General features: G+C 69.8%; 12 protein-coding genes. 5 read left to right on the top strand and 7 right to left on the bottom strand.

Features of this window, described 5'->3' with window-relative positions:
* Together DZG09_RS13450 and DZG09_RS13445 are read left to right on the top strand one after the other, a co-directional pair.
* Positions 1 to 645, top strand: a 645-nt coding sequence (locus tag DZG09_RS13450) for a uracil-DNA glycosylase (RefSeq protein ID WP_119698253.1), incomplete at its 5' end; no start/stop codon positions are given.
* 8 nt (positions 646 to 653) lie between these two features.
* Complete coding sequence (locus DZG09_RS13445; RefSeq protein ID WP_119698252.1) at positions 654 to 1310, top strand: GNAT family N-acetyltransferase; 657 nt, start codon at positions 654 to 656, stop codon at positions 1308 to 1310.
* Here the strand turns inward: DZG09_RS13445 and DZG09_RS13440 are convergent.
* From DZG09_RS13440 to DZG09_RS13410, 7 genes are all read right to left on the bottom strand, one after another.
* On the bottom strand, positions 1295 to 2359 hold the full coding sequence (locus DZG09_RS13440; protein WP_119698251.1) for an alcohol dehydrogenase catalytic domain-containing protein: 1065 nt from the start codon (positions 2357 to 2359) through the stop codon (positions 1295 to 1297). The genes DZG09_RS13445 and DZG09_RS13440 overlap by 16 nt on opposite strands.
* 134 nt (positions 2360 to 2493) lie before the next feature.
* A complete protein-coding gene (locus tag DZG09_RS13435) occupies positions 2494 to 3276 on the bottom strand; it encodes an ABC transporter ATP-binding protein (RefSeq protein ID WP_119698250.1) in 783 nt (260 codons plus the stop codon).
* Entirely contained in the window at positions 3273 to 4079 is an 807-nt protein-coding gene (locus DZG09_RS13430; protein WP_119698249.1) for an ABC transporter ATP-binding protein, read from the bottom strand. Before DZG09_RS13430 ends, DZG09_RS13435 begins: the two co-directional genes overlap by 4 nt.
* Positions 4076 to 4945: an ABC transporter permease gene (locus DZG09_RS13425; RefSeq protein WP_119698248.1), complete on the bottom strand. Its 870-nt coding sequence runs from the start codon at positions 4943 to 4945 to the stop codon at positions 4076 to 4078. Before DZG09_RS13425 ends, DZG09_RS13430 begins: the two co-directional genes overlap by 4 nt.
* Positions 4942 to 5898 (bottom strand): ABC transporter permease, encoded by a 957-nt coding sequence (locus DZG09_RS13420; RefSeq protein WP_119698247.1) that lies wholly within the window; start codon positions 5896 to 5898, stop codon positions 4942 to 4944. The genes DZG09_RS13425 and DZG09_RS13420 overlap by 4 nt, the downstream gene beginning before the upstream one ends.
* Before the next feature lie 12 nt (positions 5899 to 5910).
* A complete protein-coding gene (locus tag DZG09_RS13415) occupies positions 5911 to 7428 on the bottom strand; it encodes an ABC transporter substrate-binding protein (protein WP_119698246.1) in 1518 nt (505 codons plus the stop codon).
* Positions 7428 to 8366 (bottom strand): alpha/beta fold hydrolase, encoded by a 939-nt coding sequence (locus DZG09_RS13410; RefSeq protein ID WP_240424039.1) that lies wholly within the window; start codon positions 8364 to 8366, stop codon positions 7428 to 7430. Before DZG09_RS13410 ends, DZG09_RS13415 begins: the two co-directional genes overlap by 1 nt.
* 228 nt (positions 8367 to 8594) lie before the next feature.
* On the opposite strand from DZG09_RS13410, the gene DZG09_RS13405 reads away from it, so the two are divergent.
* Genes DZG09_RS13405 through DZG09_RS13395 form a run of 3 tightly spaced genes read left to right on the top strand, consistent with a single transcriptional unit; the run spans position 8595 to position 10320 of the window.
* Positions 8595 to 9062, top strand: coding sequence for a carboxymuconolactone decarboxylase family protein (locus DZG09_RS13405; protein ID WP_240424038.1), 468 nt, complete (start codon positions 8595 to 8597; stop codon positions 9060 to 9062).
* The gene (locus DZG09_RS13400) at positions 9059 to 9790 is read left to right on the top strand and encodes a tyrosine-protein phosphatase (RefSeq protein WP_119698244.1); all 732 of its coding nucleotides are present in this window, start codon (positions 9059 to 9061) and stop codon (positions 9788 to 9790) included. Before DZG09_RS13405 ends, DZG09_RS13400 begins: the two co-directional genes overlap by 4 nt.
* A gap of 59 nt (positions 9791 to 9849) precedes the next feature.
* Positions 9850 to 10320: an SIP domain-containing protein gene (locus DZG09_RS13395; RefSeq protein ID WP_119698243.1), complete on the top strand. Its 471-nt coding sequence runs from the start codon at positions 9850 to 9852 to the stop codon at positions 10318 to 10320.
* Positions 10321 to 10322 lie beyond the last annotated feature (2 nt).

Raw genomic sequence — 10322 nt, 5'->3', positions numbered from 1 at the left:
TCCGGATGGGCGAGCGCCCTCGAGCCCGTCGCGGCGGACATCGCGGCGCTGGGCGAGCGGCTCCGTGCCGGGCAGGCGGAGGGTCAGGCGTATCTGCCTGCGGGCGAGCGCGTGCTTCGGGCGTTCCAGCGGCCGTTCGACGACGTGCGGGTGCTGATCGTCGGACAGGATCCGTACCCGACGCCGGGGCATCCGGTCGGGCTGTCCTTCTCTGTGGAGCGCGACGTGCGGCCCGTTCCCCGCAGCCTGCAGAACATCTATCGCGAGCTGCGCGACGACCTCGGCATCGAGCCCGCAGCCCACGGCGACCTGTCGGCGTGGGCCGATCAGGGCATCATGCTGCTCAACCGGGTGCTCACCGTCTCACCCGGTCAGCCGGCGTCGCACCGCGGCTGGGGCTGGGAGGGCGTCACAGAGCACGCCATCCGGGAGCTCGTCGGGCGCGGCAAGCCGCTCGTGGCGATCCTGTGGGGGTCGCAGGCGCGCTCACTCGTGCCGTTGCTCGGCGACACCCCGCGCATCGAGTCCGCCCACCCGTCGCCGCTGTCGGCGAGCCGCGGGTTCTTCGGCTCTCGGCCGTTCTCTCGCGCGAACGCGCTGCTGGAGCAGCAGGGTGCCGCGCCCGTCGACTGGAGCGTGGGGTAGCCGAACGTATGCTCGAATCGGAATACAATAAGCGTCGCCGCCTGCCGCGGCACCTGAGGCGTTCTCCGGAAGGGGAGCGGCCGTTCTCCTATGAGATCCGCCCCGCGACGCTCGCCGACATGCCCGACGTGCGCGAGATCTACAACTACTACGTGCGCAACTCGGTCGTCACCTTCGATGAGAAGCCGTGGACGCACACGCAGTGGCGCGAGAAGTTCGAGTATCTGCACCGACTGGGGCTGCCGTTCCTGGTCGCCGTGGCGCCGACGGGTCAGGTGCTCGGCTACGCGCTGGCCTCGCCGTGGTCGGGCAAGAGCTCGTTCCGGTACACGGCGGAGAACTCCATCTACTTGGGGCCGGGAGCGGCGGGCAAAGGGCTGGGCAAGGCGCTGCTCGAAGCGCACATCGAGGCGTGCGAGGAGTTCGGCCTGCACGAGATCGTCGCGGTGATCAGCGACCGCAGCGCGGAGGCGTCGATCGCGCTGCACGAGAAGTTCGGCTTCCGAGAAGTGGGCCGGATGGGCAGGGTCGGGTTCAAGTTCGGACGGTGGCTGGGCACGATCTATCTGCAGAAATCGCTCAAGGGTCGCAAGCGCCCTGGACCTCTGTCTCGGATGTTCGGGCGGGCAGGCGCGAGGGAGCGCGCCCCTCAGCGCCGCGGCTGAACGGCGGTGCGCGGGGCGATCGGTGCCGGCCCCGTGAGCAGACTCGGCAGGTACGACAGCGGAACGGCGGGTGTGACGAGCTGCTCCCACGGCCAGCGGGCACGGGCCTCGGTGAGGTAGTCGACGGCGAGCGAGAGATGGTGCGGCTCCGCGCCGCTGACGCCCGACACGTTCTGCCAGCGCGCGGTGACGCGATGGGTGTCCAGTTCGGCGTCGCCGTGGCCGGGGGCGGGTGTCGACCGGTGCTGCTCGACGAGGATGAGGCGGCCGCCGATCGTGAGCGCCCGCAGAGCGGCGGAGGCCACGTCTCCGGATCGGGTGAAGTCGACGGCGATGTCGGCGTCAGGCAGGCCGTCGTGCGGGTCGACCGCCTCCGTCGCGCCGAAGGTTCGTGCGAGGCGGCGGCGAGCCGCATCACGGTCGACCACCACGATCGACGCGGCGTCGCTGTCGTTCGCATAGGCGGCTGCGGTCAGGCCCAGGAGGCCGGCGCCCAGGATGAGCACGCGCGCTCCGCGGAGCGGGCCCGCCGCGTCGAACGCGGATATCACGGTCGCGGCCGAGCAGCCGGCAGACGCGGCGACCGGGTCGCAGAGTTCGTCGGGAACAGGAGTGATCGCGGCACCGCGGGGGAGGAGCAGGTGCCTGGCGAACGTGCCGGACAGCGGCCACGGCCCGTCGACGCTCTGCTCGCCGAGCGACATCGACTTGCGGCAGGCAGCGGTCAGACCGGCCCTGCACCTGTCGCACCTGCCGCAGGTCACGGTCGGCGCCCACACCACGCGTGTGCCGGGTGCGACGGGAGCGTCCGCTCCCGCTCGGAGCACGCGTCCCACGCCCTCATGTCCGAGGATCCGGGCGGGACCATGCTGGTTCTGCGCCGCCTTGCGATCTGCGCCGCACACGGTCGCCAGATCGACGGTGACGAGGACCTCGCCGGTGCCGGGAGCCGGCACGTCGACGCGCTCGATCGACGTCGCGTCGTCGCGATGCACGACTGCTGTCGTCGCGGCCTGCGTCTGAGCGGAAAGCGGACGAGCCAGAGACATGCGGTCACCTCCCCGTGGTCCCTCACCATGCTGGTGGGTCGGGCAGAACGCACTCCGGATGCCGGGTGAACGCGGAGTGAACGACAGGAGCGGGTTTGTTCATGCCCCGCATGGCACGTTCGAAAGGGACGTCCCTACGGCAGCGTCGGGATCGCGGCGAGCAGTCTGCGGGTGAAGTCCTCACGGGGGGAGCGGAGCACCTCGGCGACGGGGCCGCGTTCGACGATGCGGCCCTCTGACATCACGACGACGGTGTCGCAGAGGTTCTGCACCACACCGATGTCGTGGCTGACCATCACGAGGGTGAGGTTCGTCTCGGTGCGCAGCCCCCGCAGCATGTCGAGGATCCGCGCCCTGACGGTCACATCGAGGGCGGACAGCGGCTCGTCGCCGACCAGGATCTCGGGTCGGTGCACGATAGCGCGGGCGAGGGCTATGCGCTGTCTCTGACCGCCGGAGAACTCGTGCGGGTGGCGGACGCCTGCGTCGGCGTCCAGGCCGACCTGCGCCAGAGCCTCTCGCACGCGCGCCTGCCGCTTCGCGCCGTCCGGTTCGATGCCCGATGCCCACATCGGCTCGCCGACGATCCGGCCCACGCTCATCCGGGGATCGAGCGAAGCGTAGGGGTCCTGGAACACGACCCCGGTCATCCGGCGCAGCCAGTGCAGCGATCTCGCCGACGCCCGGGAATCGACGCGGCGCCCCGCGATGTCGACCGTGCCGGATGATGCGCGGTCGAGCCCCAGCAGCAGCCGGACGAGCGTCGATTTGCCCGAGCCCGACTCGCCGATGATGCCGACGGACTCGCCCGCGGCGACTTCGAGGTCGGCGGGGTGCAGCGCCGTCGTCGCGCGCTTCGGGCGACGGGCGGGGTAGGTGCGCCCGAGGCCGACGGCCCGGATGATCGGATCGGTCACGACGTGCTCTCCTCATCGCCTCGGGTGCCGGGACGCCACAGCGTCGCCTTCGCATCGCGCAGGAGCCCCTGCGTCACCTCGTGCGACGGCGCGGTGAGCAGGTGCTCGACGGCGCCGTGCTCGACCACGCGCCCTCGCTCCAGCACGACGCCGTGTGCGGCGACCTGAGCGAGCACCGCGAGGTCGTGCGTGATGAACAGCAGCGACGTGCCGTCGTCGCCCACGAGGCCGAGCAGCAGATCCAGGATCTCCGCTTGGATGGTGACGTCGAGCGCAGTCGTCGGCTCGTCGGCGACGATCAGGCGCGGTTCCGCGGCCAGGGCGGCGGCGATCGCGACGCGCTGGCGCTGGCCGCCGGAGAGCTGATGCGGGTGGCGGCGCACGATCGCCTCGGGCTCCGGCAGACGCACCCGCCCCGCCAGCTCGACCGCGAGCCGGCGGGCCTCGGCGCGTGAGAGGCCGCGGTGGATCCGCGCGGCCTCAGATATCTGCCTGCCGACCGTGCGGATCGGGTTGAGTGCGGTCTGCGGCTCCTGGAACACCATGGCCGTGTCGGCGCCGCGCAGCCGGGCACGCTCGCGATCCGGCATGTTCACCAGCTCGCGGCCGTCCCACTCGATCGATCCGGTGACCTCGGCGTCCTCTGGCAGGAGGCCCATCAGCGCCAGGGCGGTGAGCGACTTCCCCGATCCGGATTCTCCGATCAGTCCGACGCGGGCGCCGTCCGGAACCTCGAACGAGACGCCGTCGACGACCGCTTCGCCCCCGAACGCGATCCGCAGGTCCTGCACGCTCAGGCTCATGCGACCACTCCCGGTCCGTCATGAGGGATGCGGTGCCTGCCCGAGCGCAGCGTCGGATCGGTCGCATCGCGCAGCGCATCGCCGAGCAGATTGAACGCGAGCACAGCGGCGGTGATCGCCAACCCGGGCCACAGCACCGAGAGGGGATGCACCGAGAGGTAGCGCTGCAGCTGGCTGAGGAGCACGCCCCAGCTCGGCTCGGTCACACTCGCGCCGAAGCCCAGATACGACAGACCAGCCTCGGCCAGCACGGCGACGGCCATGCCCCACGACAGCTGCACGATGAAGATCGGTGCGACGTTGGGCAGCAGGTGCCTGACGAGGTTCTGCGTCGGCGTGAGGCCGGATGCCCGCCCTGCCAGCACGAAGTCGCTGGAGAGCACGCGGCGCAGCTCCGGCCGGGTGACGCGCGCGATGTTCACCCCGAAGCCGAGCCCGACCGACGCGACGACCACCCAGAGCGAACCACCCCACACCGCCGAGATCATCATGGCGATGAGCAGCACGGGGAAGGCGACGAAGATGTCGATGATCACCGCGACGGATTCGCGCACCCACCGCGGCGTGAGCGCTCCGAGCGCGGCCATGGCGAGACCGAACACGCACGAGACGCAGGCGGCGCCGACGGCCACGACAACGGTTGTGCGCGCGCCGACCATGACCAGGCTCAGGATGTCGCGACCCGTGTTGTCCGTGCCGAGCAGGTGCGGCAGGCCGGGCCCGGCCCAGCGGGCCGAAGTGTCGATCGTGAGCGGGTCGAACGGTGTCCACACGAGCGAGATGAGCGCTGTGAGGACGATCAGCGCGACCACGACGAGGCCGAAGAACCCTGACGGAGAGCGCACGAGGCGCGTCAGAACGGTCATCTCTCGTCCTCTCGCTGCCTCGGGTCGATCACGCGGTGCACGAGGTCGACGAAGAAGCCGACGACGAGCACGAAGCCGGTCAGTGCGAGGAGCTCGCCCTGCACCTTCGCGAGGTCGCGGGTGCCGACGTCGGAGACGAGCATCCGGCCGATGCCCGGCAGATTGAACACCTGCTCGATGACGACGGCGCCGACGATGATGCCGGCGACCTGCAGCCCGAGCACGGTCACGATCGACAGGCCGACGCTCGGCAGCCCGTGCCGCAGCAGCGCCTGCGTTCTGGTGAGCCCCTTCGCGGCCGCCGTGCGCACGAAGTCGGCCCCCGACGCCGAGAGCGTGGCGCTGCGCACGAAGCGCAGCAGCATGGCGCCCTCCACGACGCCGATCGTGACGGCGGGCAGGATCAGCGATTCGAGTGCGCGGCCGGGCGTGGCCCATCCTGTTCTCGTGGGGAAGCCCTGCACGGGCAGCCAGCCGAGCCATACCGCGAACACAACTACGAGCATCATGCCGGCCCAGACGACGGGAACCGCGGCGAGGGACTGAGCGACGAAGCCGATCGCCTGGCCGTCCGCGTGACGGCGACGCACGGCGGACAGAACGCCGAACGGGACGGCCACGGCCAGCGCGATCACCAGGGCCAGCAGCCCGAGCGGCACCGTGACCTGAGCCTTCTCCGCGAGTTCTTCTGCGACGGGTGTCCCGCTGAGGTGCGACGTGCCGAGGTCGCCGGTGAGCACTCCGCCCATCCAGTCCGCGTACTGCTCGAACAGCGGGCGGTTCAGCCCGAGACCCTCCCGGACGGCCCGCACCTGCTCCGGCGTCCCACCCGTGCCGGCGATCACCTGCGCCACGTCTCCCGGCAGCACGCGCAGCGTGAGGAAGATGATGGCGCTGGCGGCGGCCAACCCGAGCACCAGCAGCGCCAGCCGCGTGAGGACGTACCGGATCATGGGAACGGCGCGCTACTCGCCCGTGTAGGTCACCCCGGCCAGGGGCAGGCGGGAGTTGAGCGAGTCGACGGGGAAGTCCTCGACGCCGGGGGCGGTCGCCGTGATCTGCTCCGCCGTGTACAGCCAGTCGGCCGCATGGTCCTCGGCGACCTGACGGGCCACCTCTGCGAGCAGCACGTTCGACTCCTCCGGATTGGTGACCGTCATCGCCTGGTGGTAGAGCTCCTGCACCGTCGGGTTGTCGTAGTGGAAGTAGTAGTCGGGGTTCGCGAAGTTCACCAGGTCGCGCGGCTCGACGTGGTTGACCATGCTGAGCTCGTAGTCGCCGTTGGTGTAGACGTCGTTGAGCCAGGTCGGGAACTCCACCGGATCGACCTCCAACTCGACGCCGACGTCCTGGAACGCGGAGACGAGGAACGTCGATATGGTCGTGTCGTAGAAGTTCGGCACCGTCAGCGTCAGCGAGAGGTCGGTGGCACCGGCCTCCGCGAGCAGGCGCTCGGCCTCGGCCGTGTCGTACGGTGCGACCTCGGAGAGGTCCTCGAAGCCGGGGTCCAGCTCCGGCACCGGCCCGTACTGGGTCGCTCCGGCGCCGATCGTCTCGACCAGGGCGTCGTGATCGATCGCCAGCCGAAGCGCCTGGCGGACGCGGGGGTCGTCGAGCGGCGCCGCCGCGTTGTTGAACCCGAGCACGTACTTGTCGGTCGTGCGCCCATAGGTCAGTTCGAACCCGTCGACACCATCGATCTGCGGTACGAGGTCGGCCTGCACGGGCGTTAGCACGTCGAGCTCGCCGCCGAGCGCGGCGTTCACGCCGGCGTTGAAGTCCTCGATGTAGCTCACGTCGACCTCGGCGACCCCCGCGGGCTCACCCCAGTAGTCGTCGTTTCGGGTGAGGACGATGCCGTCACCCGGTGCCCAATCGTCGACGACGAAGGGACCCGTGCCGTTGGCCGCCGTCTTCATGTCCGTTTCTTCCTCGGAATCGAGGATGAGGCCTGCAGGGGTCGTCAGCGTGAACAGGAAGTTCTGGTTCGGCTCGCTGAGCGTGATCACGACGCCGTCGGAGGTCTCTTCGATCGACGCGACACCGGCGAAGTCGTCGTGGCCCTGCACGGTGTCGTCATCGACGACCTGCTGCAGCGAGGCGACCGCGTCGCTCGGGGTCAGTTCACCGCCGCTGTGGAATGTCACATCCTGGGCGAGGGTGAAGGAGTAGGTCAGGCCGTCGTCCGAGACCTCGTACTGCTCCGCAAGTGCCTCGACGATCTCACCCTCCTGCGAGCGGGTGACCAGGCCCTGGTAGACGTTGTCGACGAGGATCTGCTCGAGTGCTGCGCCCGAGGTGTGCCGGATGTCGAGGTTGTCCGGCGCGAGCACCAGGCCGACGCGCAGCGTCGCATCCGGATCGGCGCTCACGGCCGGCGCGGTCTCCGGCTCGTCGCCCGTGCACGATGCCAGCGTGAGGCCCGCGATGATCACACCGGCGGCGGCGACGGAGCGACGTCCGAGAGAGAAGGGGAGGGGCATCAGCTGTGCGCCTTTCGGATCACGTCGGCCAGCTCCCGGGGAGCGACCTCCTGGACGTTGTGGGGAGCATCGACGGTGACGATCGACGCGGCAGGGATGCGCTCGCTGAACACATCGGCTGCGCTCTCGTCGACGAAGCCGTGGGTGCCGCGCACCAGTGTGGTGTCGGCGCGCACGGTCTCGAGGTCGCGCCAGCTTGCCGCTGCGTCGACGGCGCGTGCGGACGACGAGGCGTCGAGGGCGCGCGCCGCGATCGTCGCGAAGTGATGCTTCCACTCGACGACCCCGTCCTCGCGCACGCGGGAGTTGAGGTGCACGCCGCGACGGGTCTCGATGCGGTCGCCGCCGAGCCCGAACGAAACGGCGCGGTCGACGAGTTCCTCGCGCGAGGAGAACTCCAGCCGCTCGTAGAACGCGCGCAGCCTCTCCGGCCCGCCCTGATCGACGGCCGGCGTGATGTCGACGAGGATCAGTCGTGAGACGAGGTCGGGACGGGCGGCGGCGATGGCCGCGGCGGTGAGGCCCCCGAGGGACTGGCCCACGAGCACGACGGGGCTGCTCGCGGCTGCCTCGATCACACCGATCACGGCGGGGGCCATCGTGTGCGGGGAGTAGTCGGCGTCCTGACGCCACGCGGAGTCGCCATGGCCGGGCAGGTCGATCGCGAGCGCGGGCTCGCCGAGGGAGAGGACCGTGGCATCCCAGGTGTGCGCGTTCAGCCCCGCGCCGTGCAGAAACACGATTTCTGCGGGCGCGTCGCCGTAGGCGATGGCGCTCGCAACGGCACCTTCGGAGGAAGTGACATCGATGCGCTCGACGTTCGGAACCGCGGTGCCGAGCCGTTCGGCCTGGCCGGTCAGGAACGAGAACTCCTCGGCATCGTGGGACACGAGCCCCGACTGCTGCGTCGCAGTCGAGCCAGAGCGGTCGGATGCCACGTCAGTTCCTTTCCTGAGGCGGGCCGGAGAGCGGATCCGGATGACTCTATTCTGCGGGTCTTCGCGACTCCCGGCGAAATCTGAAGGCGAAGTGCACATCATGCGTCGGCATGGACATGTCATGATGCAAATGATTCGTGATCGATGCGTGTCGATCTGATCCGGCCAGTTGAGTGTCGGTTGCCCACGATACGGTGTGAAGGCACTCGCGCATCGATGGGAGACGACGTGACATCCACTCGCGTGCACCTGAACAAGACCGCACCTGACGCGTACAAGGCGCTCAGTGCGTTCGCTGACACCGCGGCTCGCATCGCCGCCGAGAACGGCGTCGACGATCGGGTCAAGGAACTCGTACTGCTGCACTGCTCGCAGCTCAACGGCTGTGCCTACTGCGTTCGCGTGCACACCGACCGCGCGGCCAAGGCCGGCGTCGGATACGACGATCTCGCGCAGCTGCCGGTGTGGCGCGAGTCGGGCGTCTTCAGCGAGCGGGAGCGCGCGGCGCTCGAGCTGGCCGAAGCATTCACATTCATCCACTCCGGCGGCGTCTCCGACGACGCGTACGCGCGCGCGACGTCGGTGCTCACCGACGCCGAGTACGCCGGGGTCAGCTGGCTGGCCGTCGAGATCAACGCCTTCAACCGCGTGGTGCTCGCCTCCCGGCTGCAGACGAACCCCGTCGCCCGTTCGTGACGGCGACCGGGACCGCGCCGTGGCCCGGTGTCGACGGTGCCATCAACTTCCGCGACGTCGGCGGTCTTCCCGCATCCGGCGGCATCACCCGGCGCGGCGTGCTGTTCCGCTCCGGTGCGCTCTCGGAGCTGACTCCTGAAGGGCAGCGGCGGCTGAGGGAACTGGGCATCAGGCGCATCATCGATCTGCGCTCCGATGAGGAGCTGGCGACGGAGCCGAGCCGTTCCGGTGGCATCGAGACATTCCATCTGCCCCTGTTCCTCGGGTCCGTTGGATCCTTCTTCCGGCCGGATATGACGCTCGGGCTGATGTACCGCTCCCTGCTCGACCAGGCAGGGGAACGGCTGGCGCGGGCGGCACGGCTGATCGCCCAGGACGATCCGGCCGTCGTGCACTGCACAGCGGGAAAGGACCGCACCGGGGTGACGACCGCGCTCGTGCTCTCGGCCGTCGGAGTTCCGGACGAGGCCGTCGTGGCCGACTACGCGCGCACGGAGTCCCTGCTGCCGGAGACGCGCAACCGTGCCATGCTGACCGGCCTGCGGGCGTCCGGGCTCGACCGGGAGAATCTCATCGACCTCGCGATGCGCTCGCCTGCCCACGTGATGGCGGGGTTTCTGACGGAGCTGCGGCAGCGCCACGGATCGGCACAGGAGTGGTTCCGCGAGCAGGGCATGTCGGCGGCGGAGCTGCACGGTCTGCGCGACGCGCTCGTCGACGGCGGATGAAGGCGAACCTTCCCTTCTCGGTTGGTTTATAGGTAAGGCTCGCCTATACTGAAGGTGCCATGAACACCGACACCACTCAGCACAACGGCGCAGCGTGCCGCGCATCGCGTCACACGCGCGTGCAGCACCTGATCACGGCCGACGAATCGTCGCTGATGGATCTCGAGGTTCTGCTCGCGACGCTGCCGCTCTGCTCGACGGGGCGCGTGTTCATCGAAGTGCCCGACGCATCCGCGATCGGCACCGTCTCCGCCCCTCCGCGCATGGTCGTGACCTGGCTCGACCGTTCCGCCCGCACGGGTGCACCGGGCAGCGGGCGGTCGTGCCGTCAGGGTGAGGCGCTGTCCCGCGCCGTGACCGCATGGGCGAACGAGATGCTGTGCGATGCCGACGACGCGACGCGCGTTCACCTGCTCGGCGGGTTCCTCGGCACAGCAGATATCATCGACCACCTCACCGACGTTCTCGGAGTCGCCCGCGACCGTGTCGTGGTTCCCGACTGGTACCCGGTCGGCGTGCGCGCGCGCTGAGG

It is taken from the genome of Microbacterium halotolerans (genome assembly GCF_003569805.1).
In the GTDB taxonomy this organism is placed as follows: domain Bacteria; phylum Actinomycetota; class Actinomycetes; order Actinomycetales; family Microbacteriaceae; genus Microbacterium; species Microbacterium halotolerans.
This window is presented reverse-complemented; position numbering and strand designations above follow the sequence as displayed.